This is a genomic window from Janthinobacterium sp. 61 (genome assembly GCF_002846335.1).
Taxonomy (GTDB): Bacteria; Pseudomonadota; Gammaproteobacteria; order Burkholderiales; family Burkholderiaceae_D; genus Janthinobacterium.
Window position 1 is genome coordinate 1,543,846 of sequence record NZ_PJMQ01000001.1, and the last position, 26,939, is coordinate 1,570,784.

Genomic DNA, 26,939 nt, shown 5'->3' on the forward strand with positions numbered 1-26,939 from the left:
CCCTACCGTGCTTTTATGGCAAGATGGCTTGACATTCAATCCAGATTGACCTGAAAGGCAGGTGGCGCATGGACTTGATTACTTCCGCCGTCGTGGCGGCCATCGGACAGGGCGCGCCTGACCACGCGTCCGAAGCCGTTACCAGCCATTTTCAAAGGCTCAAGCGGGCCATCGCCAAGTTCGACAGCGCGGCCGCCATCCTGGCCGCCATCGCCGCCGTGGAGGCGGCGCCGGACCATACCCGGCTGCAACTGGCCCTGTCGGCCGCCCTGTCCCGCGCGAAAGTACCTGATGACATGGAAGCCCTGTTCGCCGCGCAAGGCTTGCTCGATGCGTTGCAGCGGCCTTTCCCCCAAATACCCGAAGTGCAAGCGGTGCCCGCGCCTGCCGATAAAAGCGCCGTCGTGTCCAATTATGCGGTGATGAAAGTGTACTTCGCCACGGACCGCCAGCGCGACGTGGGCAAGCCGCCCGCCCAGCGCTTCAGCGGCGAACGCAGTAAAGGAATGAGCAGCGGCAACGGCGGCGGCGATGGCCTGCTCAGCTATGGCAGCTGCAACATCAGCATCCCCCGCGACCACCGCATGGGGCAGCTGGAATCGCCGTCGTTGTGGCGCCTGGAATTTCGCGACGACCCGGCCAAGCATGTCGTGCTGCTGGACGCCGTGGTGCAAGACCGCGAGCTGTTCTTTGCGGCCTTGAAAACGCAGATCCGCGCCTCGGCCGGCAAGAGCGCCTTTGTCTTCGTGCACGGCTACAACGTGAGTTTCGAGGATGCGGCGCGGCGCACTGGGCAAATGGCCTACGACCTGGGTTTCGATGGCGCGCCCGTCTTCTACAGCTGGCCGTCGCGCGGCGACCTGGCCGGCTACACCATCGACGAAAACAATATCGAGTGGAGCACGCCCCATATCACCAATTTCCTGGCCGACTTTCTCGCCAGCACGGAAGCGGCACAAGTCTATCTGGTGGGACATAGCATGGGCAGCCGGGGCCTGGCGCGCGCCGTGGCCGACTTGCTGGCCGCGCAGCCGCAGCTGGCGCAAAAGATCACGGAAATCATCCTGTCCGCGCCCGACATCGACGCCGCCATCTTCAAGCATGATATCGCGCCGAAACTGGCCGGCGCGCGCAACCCCGTCACTTTATATGCCTCGTCGCAAGACCTGGCCCTGGCCGCCTCACAAGCCGTGCACGGCTACCCGCGCGCGGGCGACAGCGGCGCCGCCATGCTGATCGTGGCGGGCGTGGAAACCATCGACGCCACGGGAGTCGACACGAGCTTCATGAAGCACGCCTACTTTGCGGAAAAGCGCTCTGCCCTGTCCGACATATTCTATTTGATACGCAACCACGCGCGTGCCGAGCAGCGCTTTCTCGACCCCGTCGATACAGTAGCCGGCCGCTACTGGACGTTCAAACCATGACGCGGCTTCATGCTAGTGGGCACGCATGCTAAGATACGGCCAAGAGGGTGGCAACGGGCACGGCGATGACGCCGTCAGCCGATCCCCCGCAAGCAGGCCATATCATGTTGACATCATCTTCTACACCGCAAGCCGAATCACTGATCCGCAACACCAACGCCCGCGTCACCAAGACGCGCGTAAAGGTGCTCGACTTTTTAATGGCGCAAAGCCGTTCGCTGACCCACCATGAAATCCAGCAGGCACTGTCGCAGGACAGCGATATCGATTCCGTCACCCTGTACCGGGTATTGGAATGGTTGACGGAAAATGAACTGGTGCACCGCATCGCGGGTGCCGACCAAGTGTGGCGCTTCAGCGCGGGCGCTGGCCACCAGGCGCACGAACACGCGCACTTCCAGTGCACCAAATGCGCCAACGTCACCTGCTTCAATGAAGTCAAGCTGCCACCGCCCGTGCTGTTGCCGGAAGGTTTCAGCGGCGGCGAAGTCGATTATTTGATCAAGGGCCTGTGCCCCCGCTGCAAGTAAGGCCCTTCTGACATCACTTGAGCAGGCAGGCCAGGTGATGCTCGTCGTACAGCAAGTTGCCCACGCGCATAGAGCGCGGCTCCGTGCCATACGCGCTAAATCCCAGCGATTCATATAGTTGCCATGCGGCATTGTTTTCCGCATTCACGCTCATGCATGACTGCAGGGTCCGTCCCGGCCTGTTCCATGCAGGCGTTGACGAGACGCGACGCCCCCCCCTTACCCCGCTGCGCCACATCGACGCAGACGCCCCATAGCAAGGCCTTGTGCCACAGCTGACGCAGCGGTGCGCGCCGCAAACCGGCAAAGCCCACGAGGCGTTCGCCATCGAAGGCGCCAAAGCCGCTTTGCTGCGCGCCGTCGGCGATGCGCTGCGCGTGTTCTTCTTGTGTGCGTTTGTCCTCGCGCGACGATGAAAACGCGCTGGGCGAATCAAGGATGGCGCGCAGGTGCAGTACGCAGAGGCGGCGGGGTCTGCTGGCGTCAGCAGGCGAATGACGATAGCGGGTGCGTGCCTGGTGGAATTCGGCTCTTTTCCATCCTGCCCACGCCCTGCCCTTACGCTGGCACGCGGCGCAAGACTAGCAAGGTCCAGCCGTACAGGGCCGCCATCAGCCATACCATGGCCCCGCCCAGTGACGCCATCCAGCTTTCCGGCAGCGACCAGGCGGCGTCCAGCTTGCCGGCCGCCATGCAGGCGGCCATGGCCACACAGATGGCGACGATGGGCCAGCCCAGGCGGCGCCGGAAGGCCCGCACGATATCAATCTTGCCGGTGCGCATGACTTTCGCCGTGACCCAGCCATCGAAGGTATCCGTCACGCCCATGCCCACGGCAAACACCGTACCAGTGAGCAAGGCCGGCCCCATGCCGCCCAGCGCCACGGCCGCATAGCCCCATGCGGCCGCCTGCACGGCCGTGTCGAACACCAGCGCGAACAGCATGCCGACGAGGATGGCGGCAAGCGGCCCGGACGTGTCCCGCACCCAGCGGGGTAGCAGCCGGGCGCGCACCTCGGCCAGTTGCGCGCCCGCCAGCAAGCTGCGCGCGTTCAGGGCTGCGATGAGCAGCAGCAAGGCGATGGGCAGCCACTCCAGCCAGCCGAACACGGCTTCCGATGGTGAGAAATGACTTGAGGCCAGCGCGGCGACAGCCACGATGGCCAGTACGCTGACGCCATGCCCCAGCGCAAACAGCGCGCCCATCCACGGCGCCCAGCGCGGATGGGCGGACTGGCTGCGCAGGGTCAGGCCATCGACGGCGGCCAGATGGTCCGGCTCCAAACCATGCCGCATGCCGAGCAGGAAAATCAGCGCCAGGGCGGGCAAGCCCGCGTCCACGCTCATGCGGCCGCCAGGCTGGGGGCGCTGGCCGCACCTGCCACGCAGCGGTCCAGGCCCCGCGTCAGCATCTCCTGCGGCAGGTCGCGACCGATGAAAATCATCTTGCTGGCGCGCGTCTCATCGTCGCGCCATGGCGCACCCAGTTCCGAGCCCATCAGCATGTGCACACCCTGGAAGACGGCGCGGCATGGCAAGTCGGCAACATACAAAATGCCTTTGTAACGCATCAACTGGGTGCCGAACAGCTGCACCACGGCGTCAAGGAAGTTTTCCACCTGCAGCAAATCGAGGGGCTGGGACTGGTGGTACACGAACGATTGCACGCCGTCGCCGTGGCGGTGGCCCAGTTCCCCCAGGAAATCCGGCTCCAGTTCGACGATGGCGTTCAAATTGAAACCGCGAATGTTCAGGATGTCGCGCAGCGGCACATTGCCAAAGCGCACTTTCTGTATGCTGGCGCGGCCATTGATGGCGACCAGGCGCTGGCGCAGCGCGGCCAGCTCGTTTTTGCTGACCAGGTCCGTCTTCGACAGCAGGATGCGGTCGGCAAAGCCCACCTGCTCCTGCGCTTCCTTGTGCGCCGTCAATTGCTGTTGCGCATGGCGCGCATCGACCACCGTCAGGATGGCGTCGAGCATGAAAAACTCGCTGACGGACGGCTCGGCAAAGAATGTTTGCGCCACGGGGCCGGGCGCCGCCAAGCCCGTCGTTTCGATGATCACGTGGTCAAAGGCGATCATCGCGGCGGCCCGTTTGGCCTGCAATTCGCCCAGGATGCGGATCAGGTCGCCACGTACGCTGCAGCAGATGCAGCCATTGTTCATTTCCACGATCTGCTCGTCGCTATCTTGCACCAGCAAGCCATGGTCGACGCTTTCGGCGGAAAATTCATTTTCGATCACGGCGATGCGCACGCCGTGATCGCCCTGCAATATGCGCTTGAGCAAGGTGGTTTTCCCGCTGCCGAGAAAACCCGTGATGATGGTGACGGGGATCAGTTCTCTCATGGTGCGTTCCTATCGATGGTTAATCTTCCAGTTCTTCCATGCGTTGCCATTGGGGAAACGGGTCGGGCAACTTGCGCCAGGCGGCCATGCCCTGGCGCGTTTCCGTGTAGTTGAGTTGACATTTCTTTAAGTCCGCCTCGATGGCGGCCTGGTCCATGTCCTGGCCGATGAAGACGAGTTCCTGGTAGCGGTCGCCATACGTTTCGCTCCAGCCCGCTTTGACTTCCGCCAGCGAGGCCGCATCCGTGGGCCAGCGATCTTTTGGCACGGAGGCCCACCACAGGCCCACGGGTTCGATATTCATCAGCTTGCCTGCGCCGGACAGGCTGGCCACCCATTCGGGCCGGCTGGCCAGCCAGAAATAGCCCTTGCTGCGTACCACGCCCGGTATCGGCCGGGAAATATAGTCATGCAGGCGCTGCGCGTGGAAGGGCTCTTTCGCCCGGTAGACGAAGCTGTGAATGCCATACGTGTCCGTTTCCGGCGTATGGATGCCGGCCAGCTCTTGCGCCCAGCCCGGCATGGCGGCCGCCTGCTCCAGGTCGAACAGGTTTGTGCCCAAAATGGCGTCCAGCGGCACGACGGACTGGTTGGTTTCAATGATGCGCGCTGCCGGATTCAAGGCCTTGAGGATGGCCAGCACGCGCAGGCGCGCATCCACATCTACCATGTCAACCTTGTTGAGGACGATGACATTGGCAAACTCGATCTGTTCCGTCAGCAAATTGGCCAATTGGCGGTCGTCGCCCTCGCCCGCGATCTCGCCGCGCTGCTCCAGGCTGTCTTCGCTGTGAAAATCCGTCAGCAGGTTGGCGCAGTCGACCACGGTGACCATGCAGTCGATGCGCGCCACGTCGTTCAGGCTGTCGCCGTGCTCATTCTCGAAGTCGAAGGTGGCGGCCACGGGCATGGGCTCCCCTACGCCCGTCGATTCGATCAGCAGGTAATCGAAACGGTCTTCGGCAGCCAGGCGCCGCACTTCCAGCAACAAATCGTCGCGCAAGGTGCAGCAGATGCAGCCATTGGACATTTCCACCAGTTTTTCTTCCGTGCGCGACAGGGCCGCGCCGGCCGCCTCGGCACTGTCCTTGACCAGCGAGGCATCGATATTGACTTCGCTCATGTCGTTGACGATGACGGCCACGCGCTTGCCTTCGCGGTTGCGCAGTATGTGGTTGAGCAAGGTGGTCTTGCCGGCGCCGAGAAAGCCGGACAGGACGGTGACGGGGAGTTTGCGCTGGGTCATGGGTAATCCTTCGGATTGGTGAGTTCGTGATGGCGGACGTAAATGCAGCTTAGTTGCATTTTTAAATTATAATGCAACTTACTTGCATTTGCATGGCAATCGTTACCCACCATGACGAAAGAAACCTTGCTACACACTCGCATTTCACGACATGTCGTGCAGTCAAGGACCACGCTCCTCAAGCTGCTATAGTGAAATTGTGTCGGCCATGCTATCGAAGCAAGCGCATGGCGACTGAACAGTCAAATTCTCACAGTTTCCAAGGAATCGATGATCTTGCGCAGCTATACAATGTTTCTTGCATTAGTTATTTTGATGATGGGCAGTGCGATTGCCGCAGAAATAAAACACCCGATCAAACACTATATTTACTTTAATCACCGCGAACTGAACGGGGAAAACATCACCTCGGATAAAGCACTAAACGATCCCCGTTTCAGCGGCGCGCAAATCGTGTACACGTGGCGCAGCCTGGAGCCCGAACAGGACCGTTATGATTTTGCGGCGATCCGCCACGACATCGCCTATCTCGATTCAATCGGGAAAAAACTGTGGATACAACTGCAGGAAAAATCATTCACGCCACGCTATAACGTGCCGGCCTATTTGCTCAGTGATCCTCGCTACCATGGCGGCATCATCAAGCAAAGCATGCTTTCGGCGCCGGAACGCGACCCGCGCAAGCCGGTGACGGATGATGAGTACGGCTGGTCGCCAAAAATGTGGGAAGCACCGGTACGCGAGAGCTATCAACGCTTGATACGGGCGCTGGGCAAGGAATTCGACGGGAAAATCGAGGGCATTAATTTCAGCGAAAGCTCGATCGACATTGGCGTTGAGGACAGCAAGGGAAATACTACTTTCCCCGATGATTTCAAGCCGCAAGAATATGTGGATGCCATCAAGGAAAACATGCAGGTACTGGCCACTGCTTTTCCCCACACCACCACCATGGTGTACTTAAACTTTCTGCCGGGTGAATGGCTGCCGTGGACCGACAAGGGCTATATGCGCAGCCTGTTTGCGCAAGCGCAAACGCTGCATATGGGCGTGGGCGGTCCTGACCTGATGCCGTATCGAAAAAGCCATATGGGCCAGAGTTACGGCTTTATCAAGGACTACCCTGCGAACCTGGTCAAGGGCATGGCCGTACAGGACGGCAACCTGCGCCAAATCAATCCCCGTACCGGGAAAAAAAATTCCGTGGAAGATTTGCTCGATTTTGCCCGCAATTACCTGGGTCTGAACTATATTTTCTGGGTAGAAGACGAGCCTTACTTTAGCAATGAAGTGCTGAAAAAACTGCCGGCGCATTGATACGCAATCGCGCCATCGCGCGGCAGCGTGTATCCATGCGCCTTGCACGGCTGTCATCGGCGCGTCATATGGCGGCGCTACAGTCGCGTCCTTTGAATCTTTCCGAGGGCGGTAATGAAAACAAATTGGGTCATGCTGGCGGCGCTGACAAGTGCAGGTTTAACTGGCTGCAACGGCAGCTCGACGACGGCGCAGGTCATTCAAGAAGGGACGACGGTCACCGTGGCATTGCTGGAAACCACGGATATCCACTCGAACGTCCTGAGCTACAACTATTACGCGCTGGCCGAAGACACCAGCCTGGGCCTGGAGCGCACGTCGACTCTGATCCAGGCGGCGCGTGCGGAAAACCCGAACAATGTGCTGCTTGACGATGGCGACGTCATCCAGGGCACCCTGCTGGCCGACCTGCAAGCCGTGGCCGCGCCCGTGCCCTGCTCCGGCACTCTGGCCGTACACAAGGCCATGAACGCGCTGAAATACGATGCGGGCGGCATGGGCAACCATGAATTCAATTATGGCTTGCCCTACCTGAGCCAGATCACCAACACGGATTTCGGCATTCCCGGCGTGGCCAGGCCGACGGGCACCTGCGGCGCGCCCGCCTTCCCTTCCGTGCTGAGCAATGTCGTCGGCGTAGCCAGCGGCAAGCCCATCTTCCAGCCCTACACCCTGCTGCCCCGCGATTTCACCGCCACGGCGCCCGATGGCAGCAAGCTGACCGTGAAGATCAATGTGGGCGTGCTGAGCTTTGTGCCGCCGCAAATCCTCGAATGGGATCAAAAAGTACTCGCTGGCAAGGTCAGCGTGACGGGCGTGCAGGAAGCGGCCAAGCAATACGTGCCGGAACTGCGCAGCAAGGGCGCCGACCTCGTCGTGGCCCTGTCGCATGGCGGCCTGGACACCAGCGCCTACAGCCCGAAGATGGAAAACGGCAGCTATCACCTGACCAGCACGGGCATCGACGCACTGATGATCGGCCATTCGCACCTGATCTTCCCGAAGGGTAAAGAGACGGGCGCGGCCGCGCTGGACGCGTCGTTTGCCGCCTTCCCCGCCAGCGCCAAGATCGACGCCGTCAACGGTTTCGTCAATGGCGTGCCCACCGTCATGGCACAAAGCTGGGGCCGCCGCCTGGGTATCATCAAGCTGACCATGGTGTATCAGGGCGGGCGATGGGTAGTACAGCCGGCCAAGACGACGGTGGAATCGCGCGGCTTCAAGTACACGGATGGCACGACCCTCGTGAAAGCCGACCCGGCCATCGCGCCCCTGGTCGCCACCGAGCACGCAGCCACCATCGCCTATGCCAAGCAGCCGCTGGGCATCAGCACGGATTTCGAAATGTCCGCCTATTTTGCGCTGGTGGGCGACGTCAGCGCCATCCAGCTGGTGAACCAGGCACAGCTCGATTACGTGAAGAACTTCATCGCCACCAGCACGGATGCCACCTTGGCCAGCTACAAGAACATCCCCGTCATCTCGTGCAGCGCGCCTTTCAAGGCGGGCCGCAACGGGCCATCGGACTTCACGGACGTGGCTGCAGGCGCGACGCCAGCCGCACCAATCGGCTTGCAGGTGCGCAATCCGGGCGACTTGTATTTATATAGCAACAACAACCTGCAAGCCGTCAAAATCAAGGGTTCGGACTTGAAGGCGTGGCTGGAAACGTCGGCCAAGCAATTCAACCAGATCGACCCGAGCGCCACGGCCGAGCAGGACCTGGTGCCGTCGTATGGCACGATTTACAACTATGACGTGTTCTACGCGGAAAACAATGCTCTCACATACCAGATCGACGTGACGAAAAAGGTCGGTAGCCGCATCGTCAATCTCACGTACAAGGGCGCACCCGTGGCCGATGGCGATGACTTCATCGTCGCCACCAACGACTACCGCGCCGGTGGCGGCGGCGCCGTGCCGGGCATCGATGGCAGCAAGACCATCATCAAGTCGCCTGATGCGAACCAGGCCGTGGTCAGCAACTACCTGGCGTCGCTCAGCACCAAGGGCGGCAAGGTGACCCTGGCGGCCAATGGCAGCGCACGCAGCTGGAGCTTCGTCAAGACAGCCACGGCCGGCCCCGTGATCCTGCGTTCGGCACCGGGCCATCTGGCCTTGGCGCAAGGCAACGGCATCGCCAACGTGGCGGCTGAAGGCGGACTCGACGCCAGCGGTTTCGCCAAGTACCGCATCGACCTGAGCAAATAAGGTCCATGGGCCGGGACTGCGGTGGTTCCGGCCTGTTTTGATGAAAGGTGATCCAGATGAAACATGCACTCTCCCTCCCCGCCGTCGTGCTGGCTGCCGTCCTGGCCGCCTGCCAGGCATCGCCGCCGCCCACGCCGGCTGAAATCGAAGCCGTGGCCATGCATGCGCGCCAGGCGGGCGACCACCAGGCCGAGCGCCGTGTGCGCAGCTGGGCCAGCAAGGACATCCCCGTCGCCGAGCGCGAACTGGCGCTGATTTACCAGCCCCGTCCGGAACGCCGCGCCGAGGCGCTGAGTCTGTTCGAACAGGCGGCCCGCGCCGGCGATACGGAAGCGGCATTCGAACTGGGGCAAATGCTGCGCGCGGCAGCGCCCGGCCAGGCCTGGTTGTGGTACCGGCAAGCGGCCAAGCAAGGCCATGCGAAGGCGGCATTGATGCTGGGCTTGCTGGCAGCGAACGGCGAAGGCGTGCCAAAAGATCAAAGCGAAGCGGCGCGCTGGCTGGAAAAATCGAGTGAGCTGGGCAACCCGCACGCCATGTTCCTGCTGTACAACGCCTACCGCGAAGGCCGCGGCGTGCAGCGCGACCTGGTCAAAGGCCATGCCCTGCTGGAAGAAGCGGCCCACCACGAATATCCGCCCGCCATCCAGGAACTGGCCATGACGGTGCAGGCGGACGACGCTCTGCGCGCGGGGCATCTGATGAAGGAAGCGACGGAACACCGGCACAATAACTGGAACAAGTTTTAAGCCAGGTCAAGGTCAAGCCGTATTGCTGGATGCCACATATCGCTAGCGCCAGAAAATCACGCTGCGCTTTGGGCCAGGTCAATCGTGTTGGACTGGACATTGCCGAGGGGCTATGATGAACAAGCTGCTTCCGTGGAGGCGGCGGGGCTGTTGCCGGCCCCGAAATAGCACACTGTATTTGCTTTTTAGAAATTTGTTACTCTGGACCAGCCTCGGTGAGCATGTCGCATACGCTCAGCCCAGCCAGTGTTTGGGTAGGCCCTGGCTCGTCCGTTGACCTCCCTATAAGAAAGAGTCCAATGAAAAAGCTGACCACCGCCTTTGGCGCGCCTGTAGTCGACAACCAGAACATCCAGACGGCCGGCCCGCGTGGCCCTGCCCTCTTGCAAGATGTGTGGTTTTTGGAAAAGCTGGCCCACTTCGACCGCGAAGTCATCCCCGAGCGCCGCATGCATGCAAAGGGTTCCGGCGCGCACGGCACGTTTACCGTCACGCACGACATCACGCGCTACACCCGGGCGAAGATTTTTGGCGCCGTGGGCAAGCAAACGCCCATGTTCGCACGCTTTTCCACGGTGGCTGGCGAGCGGGGTGCGGCGGACGCGGAACGCGACATCCGCGGCTTTGCCCTGAAGTTCTATACGGAAGAAGGCAACTGGGATTTGGTCGGCAACAACACCCCCGTGTTTTTCATGCGCGACCCGCTGAAATTCCCGGATTTAAATCACGCCATCAAGCGCGACCCGCGCACGGGCTTGCGCAGCGCCAACAGCAACTGGGATTTCTGGACCTCGCTGCCCGAAGCGCTGCACCAGGTGACGGTGGTGATGAGCGACCGGGGCTTGCCGCGCAGCTTCCGCCACATGCATGGCTTCGGCAGTCATACCTTCAGCTTCCTGAATGCGCAAAACGAGCGTTTCTGGGTCAAGTTCACGTTTAAAACCCAGCAAGGGATACAAAACCTGACGGACGCCGAAGCAGAGGCGCTGGTGGGCAAGGACCGCGAAAGCTCGCACCGCGACCTGTACGAAAGCATCGAGAACAAGGATTTTCCCCGCTGGACCCTGTACGTGCAGATCATGCCGGAAAAAGAGGCAGGCACGTATCACATCAACCCCTTCGACCTGTCGAAGGTGTGGCCGCACGGCGACTATCCGCTGATCGAGGTGGGCGTGCTGGAACTGAACCGCAATGCCGACAACCATTTCGCGGAAGTGGAACAAGCTGCCTTCAACCCGGCCAACGTGGTGCCCGGCATCAGTTTTTCGCCAGACAAGATGCTGCAAGGCCGCTTGTTTTCGTATGGCGACGCGCAGCGCTACCGCCTCGGCGTCAACCACAGCCTTATCCCCGTCAACGCGCCAAAGTGCCCGTTCCACAGCTACCACCGCGACGGCCAGATGCGCGTCGACGGCAACCAGGGCGGAACCCTGGCCTATGAGCCGAACAGCGAACAGGAATGGGCCGAGCAGCCGGATTTCCGCGAACCTCCGCTGAGTATCGAAGGCGCGGCCGACCACTGGAACCACCGCGTCGACGAAGATTACTATTCGCAACCGCGGGCCCTGTTCCGCCTGATGACCCCGGCACAGCAGCAAGTGTTGTTCGACAACACGGCGCGCGCCATCTCGGGCGCCTCGGAGCAAGTCAAGCAACGCCACATCGGCAACTGTACCCTGTGCGACCCCGCTTATGGGGCGGGCGTGGCCGAAGCGATCGGCCGCCTGAGCAAATAAGGGCAGACTGAAAGCAGGCAGGAAAGACGGCGGCGCCAGGCCTGGCAACAGGCCTGGCCCGCAACACGGTGCGCCTTGGTGGCCAGAGGCGCTTGCCTAGCTGCGCTCGATATCGACCTGGCCCGTGATGCTCGTTTCCACCGGATAGCCATCGACTTGCGACGGCACGCGCCGCCTGACGGACGCATCATGCAGATACACGACGAGGGCTTCGCCGCCGATGGCGGTCTGTCCCAGGCTGACGCCTTCGACCCCATCGATCGCCATCAGCGCCCGCTCGTGGCGCCGCTTTGCCGCTTCCAGCCGGCCGGGCGGCGGGGCCGCATGAGCGAAGCCCGCCACCGTGTGGCCACTGGCCTCGTCCGGCACATATGGCATGGCCCCATCCTCGAAGTCGGCGTATGGCGCTTGTACGAATTTACTGTTTGACATGACACATCCTCCCGATGCCGCCCATGGCACGCATGGAACAAGGAGGCACGGCAGCGCCTCTTGCCCGTCAGGCCATGCATGGCAGCCACTCCTGACCATCTCATCATCGTGCAAAAGGCCGCGCAGTGCAAGGTAGCATCACGCCGCCACGCCGTTTTCTGTGACAATGATCAAGTGTACAACTCTCGGTTCGTCCCTTGCCGCTGCTGCCCGGCGGGGTGCCCGCAGTCTGCGACGTGCAGCTCCTTGCGCACGCTGTCCATGCGGCGGCCGTGTTCGCCATCCTCAGCCGCCTGCGCGAGCATGGCCGCTTCCAGAAAGTGCGCGCAGCCGTGAAGGCGCACATGGCCGAACTGATCGCCACGCCGGATCTGATCGCAGGCTACCACTGCTGACCTACCGCCAACTGATGCGCACCTCAGGCCTTGTCCGCCTGCGCCACATACCAGGCAATGGTCTGCCGCAAGCCCTGCGTCAGGTCGTGCGTGGGCACATAGCCGAGCAGGCGGGCCGCCTTGGCGATGTCCGCCTGCGAATGGCGCACGTCGCCGGCGCGGAATGCGCCATATTGCGGCGGCAGCGGCACGTGCTGCGGGCGGGCGGCCAGCAACATCTGCTGCATGGTGACGTGCAGCTGCGTCAGGCTGGTGCTGGCGTTGACGGCCACGTTGTAGACCTGGTTCACGGCGGCCGGATCGGCTTGCGTGGCGGCCAGGATATTGGCTTGCACGGCATTGTGCACAAAGCAGAAGTCGCGGCTGGTGGCGCCGTCGCCATGGATGTACACGGCCTGCTCGTCCAGCATGGCGGCGATCCAGCGGGGAATGACGGCCGCGTAGGCGCCCAGCGGGTCTTGCCTGGGGCCGAAGACATTGAAGTAGCGCAACCCCACCGTCTGCATGGCGTAGCAGCGCGCGTACACCTGCGCATACAACTCGTTGACATACTTGCTCAAGGCATACGGCGACAGGGGCGCGCCGATGTGCTGCTCCACCTTCGGCAAGGCCGGGTGGTCGCCATAGGTGGCGCTGGAGGCGGCGTACACGAAGCGCTGCACGCCCGTGTCGCGCGCGGCGGCCAGCATGTTCAGAAAACCGCTGACATTGACGGCGTGGCACAGCAGCGGGTCTTCCAGCGAGCGCGAGACGGAACCGAGCGCCGCCTGGTGCAGCACGTAGTCGACAGGACCGCCAGTCCCGGCACGGCCGCAGCCGGCAGTCTCCGCTTCACCGTCGCCAACGCTGGCGGCCTGCGTCGGCGCGCCACACGCGCGCGCGCATGCCTGCGGGTCGCGGATATCGGCCTCGATGAAGGTGAAGCGCCGCCATGCCGCTTCGCCCACGCTGGCGCGCACCAGTTCCAGATTGTGGCGGTGGCCCGTCAGGAAATTGTCCAGGCCTCGCACTTCCTGCCCCAGCTGCAGCAAGGTTTCCAGCAGGTGAGAGCCGATGAAGCCGGCCACGCCCGTCACCAGCCAGCGGCGCGGTTCCCTGGCCAACTGCGCGCAGGCCAGCGCATACGCGCCTGTCGCCGGGCCGCCGGCGGGATCGCCTTGCGCCATGTTTGCGCCTTGATCGAAGGCATCGGCCGCCATCACAGCCGCCACACATGCAAGCCCCCATCCTCCAGCGGACGGGGGTCGAAATGCGATTTGATGTCGATGAAGCAGCCGTTTTCCAGCACCTTGGCCTGGAAATCGGCCAGCGGGCGGGCCAGCAAGGCCTGGTGCGAGACGGCGCTGATAATGGCCTCAGCACGCGGCAGCTGCTCCCAGCTTTCCAGCGCCAAACCGTATTCTTCCAGCGCTTCGTGGCCATCGGCGACGGGGTCGTGCACATGCACCTGCACGCCATACGATTGCAGTTCGTGGATCATGTCGACCACTTTCGAGTTGCGCAAGTCCGGGCAATTTTCCTTGAAGGTCAGGCCCAGCACATTCACGTGCGCGCCCTTGAGTTTAAAACCGGCGCGCACCATTTCCTTGATGGTTTTTTCCGCCACGAACTTGGCCATGCCGTCGTTGATGCGGCGCCCGGCCAGTATCACATGCGGGTGGTAGCCCAGCATTTCAGCCTTGTGCGTCAAATAATAGGGGTCGACGCCGATGCAGTGGCCGCCCACCAGCCCCGGGCGGAATGGCAAAAAATTCCATTTCGTGCCCGCCGCCTGCAGCACTTCCAGGGTGTCGATGCCGATGCGGTCGAAGATGATGGCCAGCTCGTTCATCAGCGCGATGTTCAGGTCGCGCTGCGTGTTTTCGATGACCTTGGCCGCTTCCGCCACGCGGATGCTCGACGCCCGGTGCACGCCCGCCGCGACCACGCCTTCGTACAGGGCGGCCACCTTGTCCAGCGTGGCGTCGTCGTCCCCCGAGACCACCTTGCGGATGCTGTGCAGGGTATGCGCCTTGTCGCCAGGGTTGATGCGCTCCGGCGAAAAGCCCACATGAAAATCTTCCTTCCAGCGCAGGCCAGAGTGCCGCTCCAAGATGGGGATGCAGATTTCCTCGGTGGCGCCCGGATACACGGTGGACTCGTAAATGACGATGGCGCCGCGCCGCATGTGGCGGCCGACGGCCGCGCTGGCGCCGGCCAGGGCGGAGAAATCGGGATTGTGCGCGCTGTCAACGGGTGTGGGCACGGCCACGACAAGAAAATCGGCCAGTTGCAGCTCGGCCGGATCGCAGCCCACGCTCAGCCACTGCGCCGCGCGCAACTGTTCCGTACTCACTTCGCCCGTGGGATCGACATGGTTGCGGTAACTTTCTACCTTGCGTGCCGACAAGTCAAAGCCGATGGTGCGCTGGCGCATGCCAAAGGCCACGGCCAGCTGCAAGCCGACATAACCGAGCCCTACCACCGCCACCACGTCCGCCTTGCCACCTTCCTTGCTATCCATATGCATGTGCTCCCAATGGTTGCGGCCTGAGCAACGCCGTCCGGGAAATTCTACGGTCGCCGGCCCGGTAATTCTTGAGCGGGAACAAGGAACACGGAGCATGGGCAGGCAGGCGCGCGGCCAATCGGCCGCTTGTTGAGCGCAATCAAGGAGAGCTTCGGCCATCTTTTTAAGCTAGGCCATGCCCATCCTTCATGCACGCCGCTACCGGAGACTTCCATGGCCCGCTCCCTGCCCCGTCCTTTTTCCGCCTTGCCGGCCGCTGCGCTGTGCTGCACCCTGCTGCTGCCCGTGCTGACGGGGTGCCACGGCACGCAGAGCAGCGCATCCCTGCTGGCTGACGCGCAGCAGTACCGCCAGAAGGGCGAGGCGCGCGCCGCCATCATCCAGTTGAAGAACCTGCTGCAAAAGGAACCGGACAATGCAGCGGCCCGCTTGCTGCTGGGCAGCATCTATCTCGACACGGGCGAAGCGCTGTCGGCCGAGAAAGAATTGCGCAGGGCAAAGTCGCTGGGCTTGGCGGCGCAGCAAGTGATGCCATTGCTGGGCAAGGCCTGGCTCATGCTGGGCCAGTTCGACAAGGTACTGGCCGAGATCGCCGACGATGCGGCGCAGCCCGCCAGCGTGCTGGCCCTGCGCGGTGATGCCTTGCTGGCCCTGGGCCGTCAGGACGAGGCGCGCGGCGTGTTTGCGCGCCTGCTCGAAACCCATCCTGGCCAGGTCGAGGCCCTGCTGGGCCTGGCGCGACTGGCGGCACTGGAGCAGCAGGTCGCGGCGGCCGAGCTGCTACTGGCGCAAGCCTTGAAAGGCGCGCCCGCCAACCTCGACGCCTTGCGCCTGCAGGGCGACCTGCTGCGCCTGCAGGCCAAGAATGGCGCGGCGCGCCGCGCCTACATGCAGATCCTCAAGCTCAAGCCGGACAATACCCAGGCGCATATCGACCTGGCCAACCTCGACCTCCTGGAAAACCGCTACCTGGAAGCGGCGGCCCAGCTAGCCACGGCGCGCAAGACGGCGCCCAACAGCCTGGCCTTGCTGCAGGCGCAGGCGCTACTCGATTTCCGCCAGGGCAAGAACAAGGCGGCCCTGCAATCCTTGCAACTGGTGCTCAAGGCGGCACCCGAGCACATGCCGTCCGTCCTGTTGGCCGGCGCCGTGCAACTGAAGCTGGGCGCGCTGCAACTGGCGGAAAACTATCTGCAGCGCTTCCTGGCTGCCTATCCCAGACATGTGTACGCGCTCAAGATGATGGCGTCGATCGAACTGATGCGCGGCAAGACGGACGCCGCCCTCGACATGCTGCTGCCCGTGCTGTCCGCCTTTCCCGACGACGTGGAACTGCTATCGCTGGTGGGCGAGGCGCATTTGCGCGCGCGCCGCTACGACAAGGCATCGGCGTACTTCGAAAGGGCCAATACCCTGGCGCCTGACACGGCCAGGCTGCATGCGGCGCTGGGCATCAGCAGCCTGGGCATGGGAGAGAACAGCCGTGCCATCGACGAGCTGGAACGCGCCAGCATGCTCGACAAGAGCACGCCGCAGGTGGGCACCATGCTGGTGCTGACCTTGCTACGCAACAAGCAGAACGACAAGGCCCTGGCCACCGTCAAGATGCTGGAACAGCAGCAGAAAGGCACGAATCCGCTGTTGCTGAACCTGAAAGGCGGCGTCTACCTGGCCTTGCGCGACTTGCCCGCCGCGCGCGCCAGCTTCGACCAAGCCCTGGCGATGGACCCTGTCCATCTTCCCGCCCTGAACAACCTGGCGCAGATCGACCTGGCCGGAAAAAAGCCGGAACAGGCGAAACAGCGCTTCGAGCGGGCGCTGGCAAAAGCGCCAAAAAATGCCGACCTGTGCGCGGCGTTGGCCAAGCTGGCCGCCTCGCAGGGCAAGACGGACGAGGCGCGGCGCTGGCTGGAACGGGCCCACCGCGACAATCCAGACGCCGTCGCGCCGGCTCTGCTGCTGAGTAACTTTTACCTGCAGAGGGGCTCGCCGGAGAAGGCGCTGGAACTGGCCCGCACCCTGCAGGCTGGCCACCCGGGCGACGCCGATGCGCTGGCCCTGCGGGCGCAGGTCGAATACGGCGCCGGCCAGACGCAGGCTGCGCTCGACAGCTACAGCAAGCTGGCCAGCATACAGACGACGTCGGCACCGCTGCAGATGCGCATCGCCAGCCTGCACCTGGCGCTGGGCGACCGCCACAATGCGCTGCAAGCCGTCAAGCGGGCGCAGGTGCTCGATTCCACGCTGCTCGAAGCGCGCGTGGTCGAAGTGACGCTGCTGCTGGGCCTGAATCGCCAGCACGACGCGCTGGTCGTGGCGCGCCACGTGCAGGAGCAGCAGCCGAAGCTCGCGGCCGGCTACAAGCTCGAAGGCGATGTGCTGATGGAGCAGAAACGGCCGCAGGAAGCCGTCAAGCTGTACCAACACGCCCTCCAGCTCAGCAAGATCGGCCCCATGCAAGTGCAGCTGCACCGTGCCTTGCTGGCCGCGGGCCAGGTGCGCGAGGCGGATGCCCGCATGGCGGCCTGGCTGAAGGAAAAGCCCGATGACCTGGGTGTGCGCACCTATCTGGCCGGCGCCAAGCTGGCCGCAAAGCAATACGGCGCGGCCATCGAACAGCTCCAGCACATCGTTGCCAAGGACACGGCCAATGTGGCGGCGCTGAACGACCTGGCGTGGGCGTATCAGCAGCAAAGAGATCCGCGCGCGCAGGCGACGGCCGAGCAGGCGCTCAAGATGGTGCCGGACAACCCCATCGTACTCGACACCCTGGGCTGGATCGTGCTGGAACAGGGCGACATCAAGCGCGCGACCACCCTGCTGCGCAAGGCGGCCGGCCTGGCGCCGGAGTTGCTCGACATCCAGTACCACCTGGGGGCGGCGCTGGCGAAATCGGGCGACAAGCCGGGGGCGCGCAAGCAACTGGAACAGCTGCTTGCCGCCAGCAAGGATTTCCCGCAGCGGGCCGAGGCGCAAGCCTTGCTGACCCAGCTCTAGGCCATGCTGGCGCACGCAGCCCTGCCCGGCCTGGCAGCGCGGCTGCTGGCCTTGCTGGCGGGCGCGGCCTGCATGCTGTCCCTGCGCCATTATCCGCTGGGCCACGGCTGGCCCGCCCTGCTCTTTGCCACCCTGCTGCCAGCCTATTTCCTGCTGCTGTGCTGGCGTCCCGCCTGCTGGCTGTTCTGCCTGCCGGCCTTGCTGCCCGTGCTGGACCTGGCGCCGTGGACGGGCTGGTTCTTCTTCGAAGAAATCGATGTGCTGCTGTTGCTGACGGTGGCCTGCGGCTATTGGCGCCTGGGCGGGCCGGCCCGGCCTGCAGCGGCGCAGCTTTCGCCCGCCGCCCGCGCCTGTCTGCTGCTGTGCAGCCTGGCCTGGCTGGCGGCGCTGTTGCGCGGCGTCCTGCCGATGCCCTCCCTAGCCGTGTATGCCTGGGATAATTACTTGAGCCCCTACAACAGCTTGCGACTGGGCAAGGCCTGGGCCTGGAGCATGCTGCTGCTGCCGTTGCTGCTGCGCGACGGTAACGCAGCCGCCCTGCGCCGCTATGCGCTGCCAGGCATGTTGGCCGGGCTGGCCATGGTGTCGCTGTTCGCGCTGTGGGAACGGGCCGTGTTTCCCGGTGTGATGAACCTGTCCAGCGACTACCGCATCACGGCGCCGTTTTCCGCCATGCACACGGGCGGCGCCGCGCTGGACGGCTATCTGGCCCTGAGCCTGCCATTTGCGGGACTGTGGCTGGCGCGCGCGCGCAGCCGCAGGCCAGCGGCGCTGGCCATGCTGCTGCTGGCACTGGCCCTGCACGCGGCATGCGCCACTTTTTCACGGGGCCTGTACGCGGCCGTGGCGGCGGCTGTACTGCTGGCCTCGTGGCACGTCTTGCGGACGCCCCCCGGCGCGGCGCGGCGCCCGGCCGGCCCGCTGCCAGCGGGGGGCATGTTGCTGAGGCTGCTGCTGGCCGGCTTGGGCACTGTACTGCTCGTGACCATGTTCAGTCTGGCCGGCTACCGGGGCTTGCTCGCCGCTGTGGCCATGCTCGCAGCCAGCTTCGTGCTGGCGGCGCGGTCCTTGCCGTGGCGCTTGGCGCCAGCCACCGTGCTGTGCGCGCTGTGCCTGCAGGGGCTGCTGGCCGGCTGGTGGCCGGAACCTGCCGGCCAACAGGCTGCCGGCTGGCTGAAAGGCCCGTATTTCCTGTTCCTGCTGTCCGCCATGCTGCTGGCGGGCGCGCTGTGGCCGGGCGGTGCTGCCAGCAAAAGCCCAGCCAGGCTGGGCCTGGCAATGATGGCGTGGACCATGCTGGCGTGCAATCTCGTCTGGATAGGCTGGCACTGGGCCGGTGCTCCCGCCCTGATGCCAGCCGGGCTGGTCGTGCTGCTGGCCATGCTGATGCTGTGCAATGGACGCTTGCGCCCTCCGTTGTGGCGACTGGACCGCGCAAGCCTGAGCATGGCGGGCGCGGCCGGTATCGTGTTACTGCTGGCCATACCCGTCTCGGCCAGCTATTACGCCACAGAACGTTTCGCCACTACCGCCTTCGACATGCAAGGCCGCTTGCGCCATTGGCGGCAAGTGCTGGCCATGCAGCCATCCGACTGGGGCGATCAGCTGTTCGGCATGGGCATGGGCAGCTTTCCCGCCACGTACTACTGGCACAATCCCCAGCGCGAGGTGCCGGCCAGCATCGCCTATGCCGAAGAAGTGGGCCAGCCTGGCAATGCCGGCAACACCTATGTGCGCCTGGCCAGTCCCGGCTACAGCGCCGGCTACGGCGAACTGCTGCGGCTGCTGCAACGCCTGCCGGTGCAGCCGGCCACGCGCTACACCCTTGCGCTCGACGCGCGTAGAAGCGGCACCATGCCCGTGCTGCTGGTGCGCCTGTGCCAAAGACAATTGCTGTACGCACAAAATTGCGTGCCTATCCCCCTGCGCCTGCGCCTCCCGCAACCAGGCGAGCCGGCCGACACGTGGCAGCACTATGAAGTAGCGTTCGACAGCGCATGGCTGGGTGCGGGCGCCTGGCTGCTGCGCCCGCCCGTGCAACTGGAACTGGCGGCCAGCGGGACGGCCGCCTCATCCGTGATCGAGCTCGATAATCTGAGCCTGCACGCACCGGGCGGCGAGGAATTGATCGCCAACGGACGTTTTACGCAGGCCAATAATTACTGGTTTTCCAGTAGCGACCACCACCACTTGCCGTGGCATATCAAGAGCCTGGCGCTGCAACTGCTGGTGGAAACGGGCTGGTGCGGCGCACTGTCCATGCTGGGCCTGCTGGCCCTGGCCGGCCTGCGCCTGCTGCGCCAGGCGGCGGGAGGCGACCAGGGCGCGCTGGCCTGCGCCGCCGCCCTGCTGGGTTTTCTCGTCGTCGGCCTGTTCGACAGCCTGCTTGACGTGCCACGCATTGCCCTGTTGTGCTATCTGATGCTGCTATGCGCGCTGCTGCAGCCCCCGCCATCTCCTCCTGCTGAAAGTACGCCGCCATGAAAGCCCTGCCGCAGACGCTCTCCTCCGCCCTGATGTCCTGCCTTGCCTTGGCCCTGGCCCTGGCAAGCGCACCCTGCCGCGCCGACGATGCGCTGGCGCAAGTCATTGCGCGCGTGAAACCGTCCATCGTCGGCGTGGGCAGCTGGCAAAAGACGCGCACGCCGCCCATGCATTTCATTGGCACGGGCTTCGTGGCGGGCGACGGCTTGAGCGTGCTCACTTGCGCCCATGTGATCCAGAAGCTGCTAGACGCCAATCCGGACGAAGTCATCGGCATACTCACGGGCCAGGGCGAGGCGACGCAATTTCGCCCCGCCAAAGTCCAGGTGCTGGACACGGAACACGACCTGGCCCTGCTGCGCCTGGCGGGCGCGCCGCTGCCTGCCTTGGCGCTGGGCGACGCGGCCACGGTGCGCGAAGGCCAGGCCATGGCCTTTACGGGATTTCCTCTGGCTACCTTGCTGGGCTTACATCACGTCACGCACCGCGCCACCGTGTCGTCGCTGACGCCGGTGGTCACGCCCAGCGACAATGCGCAGCGCCTTGACCCACGGCGCCTGGCGCAACTGAAAAAAGCACCGTACATCGTGTTCCAGCTGGACGCGACGGCGTATCCGGGCAGCAGCGGCAGCCCCCTGTTCGACCCCGAGACTGGTCTCGTCTACGGCATCGTCAACATGGTGTATGTCAAAGGTTTGAAAGAAGCGGCCATCAGCACGCCCAGCGGTATCACCTACGCGATTCCGGGCAGCCACATGCAAACGATCCTGCTGAAAGATAAATGCGTCAGTTGCGTCCCTGCCTCAGCCGGTCGGTGATGCCAGGTTCATCCCATGTCGGGAAAAAATAGGGGTAAAACGATCGTTCACCCCCATGCTGCTCCATCATGCCGCCGTACTCGCGGATCCTGGCCCCCATGTAGTCGAGGTCCAGACGCAGCAGCACGGCCGGCGCCCCTACGCGCGTGCACTCTCGCTGGCCGCCAAAATCCTTGAAACCGAGCATGCGCTTGTAAAACACCACATGCCGTGGATTGACTTCGATCACATAATCCGTAAAACCGTGAATATTGTGGGCATAGATATACGAAATATGAATCAACGCCGCAAACACGCGCTTGCTCACGCCCTTGTCGATGGCCAGGCGCGATGGTTCGCAAAGACGCCGCCCCTCTGCGCGCAGCGAGTCGAGCTTGTCGCGGAAGTTTTCATCGGCGGGCAAGCCCGTCTCTTCATTGTCCAGGCACAAGGTCATGGTACCGACGGTGGAGCCTGCCGTTTCCGCAAACAGGGTGATTTTGTTCAGGGCATGCGCGATGCCGGGATCGACGGCATAGCCGCGCCAGCCGTACATCTTGCGGATCAGCAAACTGGCCGCTTCGCGCCGGCCACGCGAATTGGCCATGCGGATATGAAAGCGCTGCAGGTCGAGCTCGTGCTCCATGGCCGGGTCGATCTGTCCCTCGCCCACCACCAGGTCACTGAAGGTGCCTGGCGTGTCGAAGGAAATAATGGGTTCATCTTTCACGCTCATCTTGTCCTCACGTTCATCGGCCGCCATCGCGACGGATTGAAGCCAATGCCTTGAGACAAGAAAAAGTCGAGAAAAGTTCCCAATTCCAGACAAATAAACAGAAGATGGTGCCTTTGGATGGCAACATTGCGCGCTGAAATTTACTGAAGAGTACAAAAAGACAAATGTCACTGCGGTTTTAATATTGCTGAGTTCGCTACTAAAAGAAGCTCTCCGGTATCAACAGCACGTCACCCGGCCGCATCATGACGTTGGCGGAAATATCGCCACTCTTGAGCAGGTCATCCAGGCGCACACCCAGCTGCTGCTGCCTGCCATCGGTCGTGCGGATGATGCTGGCCTTGTTGCCAGCGGCAAAGTCCGTAATGCCGCCCACGGCGATGAGCACATCCATCAGCGACATGCCCAGGCGGTACGGCAGCGCCTGCGGCTTGGCCGCCTCGCCGATGACCCGGATCTGCTCGCCGTACGGGCCGGAGAAATTGGTGACAATGACCGTCACCACCGGTTGCTGGATGAACTTGCCCAAGGCGTGCTCGATGTCGCGCGCCAGCTGGGTCGATGTCTTGCCGCTGGCGGCCAAATCCTCGACCAGCGGCGTCGTGATCTTGCCGTCCGGCCGCACGGCCACCGTTAGCGACACTTCCGGATTGCGCCACACAACGATGTTGACGGAGTCGCCCGGGCCGATCAGGTAATCGTGCATGGGGGCGCTGTCGTCGGCGGGCGCCAGCGGATAGCGTGCGCGGCAGCCCCCCAGCAAGCTCGCGCTACAGGCCAGGACCAGCGTGTGGCAGACAAATGCACGGCGAAACGGATTCATGCGGGGCCTCTTCGAGTCGATGGCGCGTCCATGGCAGTTCCCGCAGAACCAGCCTGGGCCGCGAACTTCCTATGATTATTAAAACCCGGCAAGTGAACCTTGAGGCGTATCAAGAAGCAATCATCTTGGGAAATCTTGCCCGACAGGCGCTCTATACTTTGCTTACTCAACAGGCAAGCATTCCTTGCAAGACGCCGTTGTCCGCGCCGCCCAGCCATCGACCGTGCAGCACCGTCACCTGAAGGAAGCGACATGGAGCAATTGATACAGCAACTGCTTTCCAGCCTGAAGGGCATCTGGAAATACCGCTGGCATGCAGTGCTGGTGGCATGGCTGGTGGCGATCGGCAGCTTCATCAGAGTGATTACGCTACCCGACGACTTCCAGACGTCGGCGCGCGTGTTTGTCGATACGCAAACCATCCTCAAGCCGCTGCTGGCCGGCATGACCAGCGTGCCGAACACGGAGCAGCAGGTGGCCATCATGAGCCGCACCCTGCTCAGCCGCCCGAACGTGGAGCGCGTCATGCGCATGGTCGACCTCGATCTCGATTCGAAGACCGTGCGCGAACATGAAGCCCGGCTCGATGAGCTGATGAGCCGCATCAAGATCACCGGCACCAACGCCTACGATATCTACACCATCAGCTACAGCGGACGCGACCCGAAGCTGGTGCGCGACGTGGTGCAAAGCCTGCTGACCATCTTTGTCGAAGGCAGTTTCCAGGGAAAAAAAGGCGATTCGCAGAAAGCCGTGCAATTCATCGACGAGCAGATCAAGAATTACGAGGACAAGCTGAGCGCGGCGGAAAACCTGATGAAGGAATTCAAGATCCGCAACAATCTGCTGCTGCCGCGCCAGGGCATCGACTATGGCAGCCAGTTGCAGATGTCGTCCGATAGTCTGAACAATGCGAAGCTGGAATTGCTCGAGGCGGAGCAATCGCGCAAGGCCATCCTGAGCCAGATCGAGGGCGACGAACCCGTGCTCGACCTGGAGCCGAACGCGTCGGCCATCACGAACCCGGAACTCGACGAGCGCATCGCCTCGCTCAACAAGAATCTGGACAGCCTGCGCATGCAATTTACGGAGTTGCACCCCGACATCATCGCCTCGAAGCGCCTCATTGCCCAGCTGGAAGAGCGCAAGGTCGAGGAAAGCAAGCTGAAAACGGCGTCAGGCGACCCGGGCAAGAACTACAGTCCCATGCTGCAGCAGCTGAAGGTGGCGCTGACGGACGCGGACGCCAAGGTGGCCGCCATCCGCGCCCGCGTGCAGGAATACAAGGCGCGCAATGAGCGCCTGCTGGCGCAAAGCAATGCCGTGCCCGAGGTGGAATCGCAGCTGGCGCAACTGAACCGCGACTACATCATCAACAAGGAAAACTATGAAAAGCTGATTGGCCGGCGCGAAGCGGCCAAGCTGTCGGGCGAACTCAGTTCCACCACCGAGATGATGGCCTTCAAGATCATCGATCCGCCCACGGTGCAATATGCGCCCGTCGGCCCGAACCGTCCGCTGCTGTTCAGCGCGGCGCTGGGCGCAGCCCTGGTAGCCGGCATCGCCACGGCCCTCTTGATCAGCCAGGTGCGCCCCACCTTCCTCAGCCCCGCCGAACTGCGCGATGCCACGGGCTTGAACGTGCTGGGCACGGTATCGATGAACTGGACGCCGCTGCAGCAGGTGCGCCGTCGCCGCGCCCGCTATGGATTTACCGCCTGTCTGGGCAGCCTGTTTTTGCTGTACAGCGGGGTCATGACGGCCGCCCTGCTCAAATTCTAGACCACGCCACGGGAGCGACGATGACCAGCAAGGAGTGCACCAGCAAGGACAGCGGCAGGCAGGAAGGCCTCATCCCGGGCGTGGCGGAAACCCCCATGCCGTACGCAGCGGACAACGCCGATGATGCCGACAGCGCGGACACCCTGGCGGCGGCCAGCAACCCCCAGTACCGCGCCCTGAACCTGGCCAGGTTGGCGGAGCAAGGCATGCTCACGCTGGAAGGCGGGCGCAGTTCGGTGGCCGAAGACTTCCGCATCATCAAGCGCCCGCTGCTGCGCCAGGCGCGCGCCAGCGGCGCCGAGGCCATCCGCCACGGCAACCTGATCGTCGTCACCAGCGCCATGCCCGGCGAAGGCAAGACGTATTGCGCCGTCAACCTGGCCATGAGCATCGCCATGGAAATGGATATCACGGTGCTGCTGGTCGATGCCGACGTGGCGCGCCCGTCCGTGCTGAAAGTGCTGGGCCTGTCGCCCGAGCCGGGGCTGATGGACGTGCTGCTCGACCCGCAGCTGGCCATGGCGGACGTGATCCTGAAAACCAACGTGGCCAACCTGAGCATCCTGCCTGCCGGGCGCAGCAACAAGCATGCGACGGAGTTACTGGCCAGCCGGGCCATGAGCCGGCTGCTGGCCGAGATCGCCAGCCGCTACGCCGACCGCGTCGTCGTCTTCGATTCGCCGCCCCTCTTGATCACAAGCGAAGCGCACGCGCTCGTGGGACAGATGGGCCAGGTGGTGATGGTGGTCGAGGCGGAAACGACGACCCAGCACGCCGTCAAGGAAGCGCTGCGCCAGATCGAATCGTGCGAACACATCCATTTAATCTATAACAAGACCAAATCGTTTCCCGGCAACGACTACTACGGCTATGGCTATTACGACTAGCCGCCGCACGCCGCAGGCGATGCCGCTGCTGCCGTTGCTGTCCCTGTTGCTGCCCGTGCCGGCCTTGGCTGTCGACTGGCTGGTGCAACCCTCGCTGCGCCAGCGTGTCAGTTATACGGACAATGCGCTGCGCGCGCCGCCCGGCAAGGCGCAATCGGATTACATCACGGAAATCGCACCCGCCATCGCCCTCATCGGCACGGGCCCTCGCCTGCGCGTGGACCTCGATTACAGCTGGCACAAATCCCTCTCGGGGCAGCGCGGCAATAGCGAAGACCACGACTTGCGCGCTGCGGCCGACGCCGAACTGGTGCAGGACTGGTTCTTCATCGATGCCAACGCCAGCGTGAGTCGGCGCAACATCTCGCCATTCGGCCAGCAACTGATAGCCGATCTTCCGGACACGGACAATGCCAGCACGGTGCGCACCACCGGCATCAGCCCCTACCTGCGCCACCGCTTCCGTGGCCTGGCCACAGCCGAACTGCGCTACACGCGCAATTCGGTCGACAGCGGCGGCGACCTGCTGTCCGTACACAGCGACGAGCTGGAATTGCTGCTCGGCGGCGAGCCGCGCAGCCAGGGCTGGACCTGGAACGCCAGCCACGACGTGCGCCGCACGCAGGACAGCAAGCTGGCGCCCGTGCGCATGCAGCGCAGCAGCGTGGGCCTGCGCTATCCGTTCGGCAGAAAATGGGCGGCCACGGCCAGCGGCGGCACGGAAAAGGAAAGCTATATGTCGAGCACCGGCAAGGCGCCGGAAGGCCGTTTCTGGTCGCTGGGCGGCGTGTGGACACCGTCGCCGCGCACCAGCTTGGCCTTCAGCACGGGCAAGCGCTTTTTTGGCAACACCTACAGCCTCGATGCCACGCTCCTGCAGCGCCATACCAACTGGCAACTGAGCTACAGCGAAAACATCACCACCCTGCCCACGCAGTTTGCGCGCCTGGGCGACCACGACGCGGGCCAGTTGCTCGATCAATTATGGCGCGCAATCCTTCCCAATGCGCGTGACAGGCGCTTGCGCATCGCTGCCTTCCTGCGCTACGCCAACAAGCTGGGGCCGGAACGGGGCGCCATCAATTACTTCAGTCACCGCTATTTCCTGCAAAAACAGCTGCAACTGACGATGGCGCGCGCCACGGCGAAGAGCGCGATGGTCGTCGGCGTCACGGCCGTCGACCGCACGGCGCAAACGGCCAGCGGCATCGACAGCGCCTTGCTGCCTGGCATGACATTCGGCAGCGAAGACCGCATGCGCCAGGTCGGCGGCAATCTGGGCTGGAGCTGGCAAGCCAATTCGCGCAGCAGCGTGAATGTCGATGCCGGTTACGCCAGCGTGCGCTCGCTGAGCGTGCCGCGGCGCGACAACAACATCACCGTGACGGCGGGTTACACGCGCATCCTGCAGCCGAACATGACGGCCAGCATCGACGTGCGGCACGTGCGCCACACCAGCAACCGGGGCGGCGACTACCGCGAAAACGGCGTTAGCGCCACGCTCACCATGCAATTCTAAGGAGGCCGCAG

The 26,939-nt window shown here is 63.4% G+C and carries 23 protein-coding genes; 13 read left to right on the forward strand and 10 right to left on the reverse strand.

Features of this window, described 5'->3' with window-relative positions; all coding sequences use genetic code 11:
* Positions 1-68 precede the first annotated feature (68 nt).
* Both CLU92_RS07125 and CLU92_RS07130 read left to right on the forward strand, forming a co-directional pair.
* The gene (locus tag CLU92_RS07125; RefSeq protein ID WP_101481292.1) at positions 69-1,427 is read left to right on the forward strand and encodes an alpha/beta hydrolase; all 1,359 of its coding nucleotides are present in this window, start codon (positions 69-71) and stop codon (positions 1,425-1,427) included.
* Positions 1,428-1,531: 104 nt separating this feature from the next.
* A complete protein-coding gene (locus CLU92_RS07130) occupies positions 1,532-1,957 on the forward strand; it encodes a Fur family transcriptional regulator (RefSeq protein WP_034787417.1) in 426 nt (141 codons plus the stop codon).
* 13 nt (positions 1,958-1,970) lie between these two features.
* Here the strand turns inward: CLU92_RS07130 and CLU92_RS28170 are convergent, their stop codons facing one another.
* From CLU92_RS28170 to CLU92_RS07150, 5 genes are all read right to left on the reverse strand, one after another.
* A complete protein-coding gene (locus CLU92_RS28170; protein WP_257561008.1) occupies positions 1,971-2,111 on the reverse strand; it encodes a hypothetical protein in 141 nt (46 codons plus the stop codon).
* A complete protein-coding gene (locus CLU92_RS28175) occupies positions 2,068-2,412 on the reverse strand; it encodes a GNAT family N-acetyltransferase (protein ID WP_306821379.1) in 345 nt (114 codons plus the stop codon). Before CLU92_RS28175 ends, CLU92_RS28170 begins: the two co-directional genes overlap by 44 nt.
* A gap of 103 nt (positions 2,413-2,515) precedes the next feature.
* Positions 2,516-3,304, reverse strand: coding sequence for a nickel permease (locus tag CLU92_RS07140; RefSeq protein WP_101481294.1), 789 nt, complete (start codon positions 3,302-3,304; stop codon positions 2,516-2,518).
* Positions 3,301-4,308, reverse strand: a complete 1,008-nt coding sequence (locus CLU92_RS07145; protein WP_101481295.1) for a GTP-binding protein — start codon at positions 4,306-4,308, stop codon at positions 3,301-3,303. Before CLU92_RS07145 ends, CLU92_RS07140 begins: the two co-directional genes overlap by 4 nt.
* A gap of 19 nt (positions 4,309-4,327) precedes the next feature.
* Positions 4,328-5,554: a GTP-binding protein gene (locus CLU92_RS07150; protein ID WP_101481296.1), complete on the reverse strand. Its 1,227-nt coding sequence runs from the start codon at positions 5,552-5,554 to the stop codon at positions 4,328-4,330.
* 270 nt (positions 5,555-5,824) lie between these two features.
* Here CLU92_RS07150 and CLU92_RS07155 point away from each other — a divergent pair, with 270 nt between their 5' ends.
* The 4 genes from CLU92_RS07155 (at position 5,825) to CLU92_RS07170 (ending at position 11,567) form a co-directional block, all read left to right on the forward strand.
* Complete coding sequence (locus CLU92_RS07155; protein WP_218973450.1) at positions 5,825-6,871, forward strand: hypothetical protein; 1,047 nt, start codon at positions 5,825-5,827, stop codon at positions 6,869-6,871.
* Positions 6,872-6,985: 114 nt separating this feature from the next.
* Positions 6,986-9,082, forward strand: a complete 2,097-nt coding sequence (locus CLU92_RS07160) for a bifunctional 2',3'-cyclic-nucleotide 2'-phosphodiesterase/3'-nucleotidase (protein WP_101481297.1) — start codon at positions 6,986-6,988, stop codon at positions 9,080-9,082.
* Between the two features lie 56 nt (positions 9,083-9,138).
* Positions 9,139-9,831: a tetratricopeptide repeat protein gene (locus tag CLU92_RS07165; protein ID WP_101481298.1), complete on the forward strand. Its 693-nt coding sequence runs from the start codon at positions 9,139-9,141 to the stop codon at positions 9,829-9,831.
* Between the two features lie 299 nt (positions 9,832-10,130).
* Entirely contained in the window at positions 10,131-11,567 is a 1,437-nt protein-coding gene (locus CLU92_RS07170; protein WP_101481299.1) for a catalase, read from the forward strand.
* Between the two features lie 96 nt (positions 11,568-11,663).
* Here CLU92_RS07170 and CLU92_RS07175 read toward each other — a convergent pair whose 3' ends face one another.
* On the reverse strand, positions 11,664-11,999 hold the full coding sequence (locus tag CLU92_RS07175) for a hypothetical protein (RefSeq protein WP_101481300.1): 336 nt from the start codon (positions 11,997-11,999) through the stop codon (positions 11,664-11,666).
* Between the two features lie 197 nt (positions 12,000-12,196).
* On the opposite strand from CLU92_RS07175, the gene CLU92_RS07180 reads away from it, so the two are divergent.
* Entirely contained in the window at positions 12,197-12,394 is a 198-nt protein-coding gene (locus tag CLU92_RS07180) for a hypothetical protein (RefSeq protein ID WP_101481301.1), read from the forward strand.
* 23 nt (positions 12,395-12,417) lie between these two features.
* Here CLU92_RS07180 and CLU92_RS07185 read toward each other — a convergent pair whose 3' ends face one another.
* Together CLU92_RS07185 and CLU92_RS07190 are read right to left on the reverse strand one after the other, a co-directional pair.
* A complete protein-coding gene (locus CLU92_RS07185; protein WP_373917581.1) occupies positions 12,418-13,593 on the reverse strand; it encodes an SDR family oxidoreductase in 1,176 nt (391 codons plus the stop codon).
* Positions 13,593-14,897: a nucleotide sugar dehydrogenase gene (locus CLU92_RS07190; protein ID WP_101481302.1), complete on the reverse strand. Its 1,305-nt coding sequence runs from the start codon at positions 14,895-14,897 to the stop codon at positions 13,593-13,595. The genes CLU92_RS07185 and CLU92_RS07190 overlap by 1 nt, the downstream gene beginning before the upstream one ends.
* Positions 14,898-15,116: 219 nt before the next feature.
* On the opposite strand from CLU92_RS07190, the gene prsT reads away from it, so the two are divergent.
* The 3 genes from prsT to CLU92_RS07205 are packed head-to-tail and all read left to right on the forward strand — an operon-like array spanning position 15,117 to position 21,202.
* The gene (gene prsT, locus CLU92_RS07195; protein WP_101481303.1) at positions 15,117-17,900 is read left to right on the forward strand and encodes an XrtA/PEP-CTERM system TPR-repeat protein PrsT; all 2,784 of its coding nucleotides are present in this window, start codon (positions 15,117-15,119) and stop codon (positions 17,898-17,900) included.
* Between the two features lie 3 nt (positions 17,901-17,903).
* Positions 17,904-20,384 carry a hypothetical protein gene (locus CLU92_RS07200; RefSeq protein ID WP_101481304.1) on the forward strand — a complete coding sequence of 827 codons (2,481 nt, stop codon included), beginning with the start codon at positions 17,904-17,906 and terminating at the stop codon, positions 20,382-20,384.
* Complete coding sequence (locus CLU92_RS07205) at positions 20,381-21,202, forward strand: serine protease (protein WP_101481305.1); 822 nt, start codon at positions 20,381-20,383, stop codon at positions 21,200-21,202. The genes CLU92_RS07200 and CLU92_RS07205 overlap by 4 nt, the downstream gene beginning before the upstream one ends.
* Here CLU92_RS07205 and CLU92_RS07210 read toward each other — a convergent pair.
* Entirely contained in the window at positions 21,171-21,917 is a 747-nt protein-coding gene (locus CLU92_RS07210; protein ID WP_243858066.1) for a long-chain N-acyl amino acid synthase, read from the reverse strand. The two genes, CLU92_RS07205 and CLU92_RS07210, sit on opposite strands and share 32 nt — an antisense overlap.
* 199 nt (positions 21,918-22,116) lie before the next feature.
* Positions 22,117-22,740 carry an XrtA/PEP-CTERM system exopolysaccharide export protein gene (locus CLU92_RS07215; protein ID WP_101481307.1) on the reverse strand — a complete coding sequence of 208 codons (624 nt, stop codon included), beginning with the start codon at positions 22,738-22,740 and terminating at the stop codon, positions 22,117-22,119.
* 252 nt (positions 22,741-22,992) lie between these two features.
* Between CLU92_RS07215 and CLU92_RS07220 the strand changes: the two genes are divergently transcribed.
* Genes CLU92_RS07220 through CLU92_RS07230 form a run of 3 tightly spaced genes read left to right on the forward strand, consistent with a single transcriptional unit; the run spans position 22,993 to position 26,928 of the window.
* Positions 22,993-24,522 carry an XrtA system polysaccharide chain length determinant gene (locus CLU92_RS07220; RefSeq protein ID WP_101481308.1) on the forward strand — a complete coding sequence of 510 codons (1,530 nt, stop codon included), beginning with the start codon at positions 22,993-22,995 and terminating at the stop codon, positions 24,520-24,522.
* Between the two features lie 20 nt (positions 24,523-24,542).
* Positions 24,543-25,409 (forward strand): XrtA-associated tyrosine autokinase, encoded by an 867-nt coding sequence (locus CLU92_RS07225; RefSeq protein WP_101481309.1) that lies wholly within the window; start codon positions 24,543-24,545, stop codon positions 25,407-25,409.
* Positions 25,393-26,928, forward strand: coding sequence for a TIGR03016 family PEP-CTERM system-associated outer membrane protein (locus CLU92_RS07230; protein ID WP_101481310.1), 1,536 nt, complete (start codon positions 25,393-25,395; stop codon positions 26,926-26,928). The genes CLU92_RS07225 and CLU92_RS07230 overlap by 17 nt, the downstream gene beginning before the upstream one ends.
* Positions 26,929-26,939: the final 11 nt, after the last annotated feature.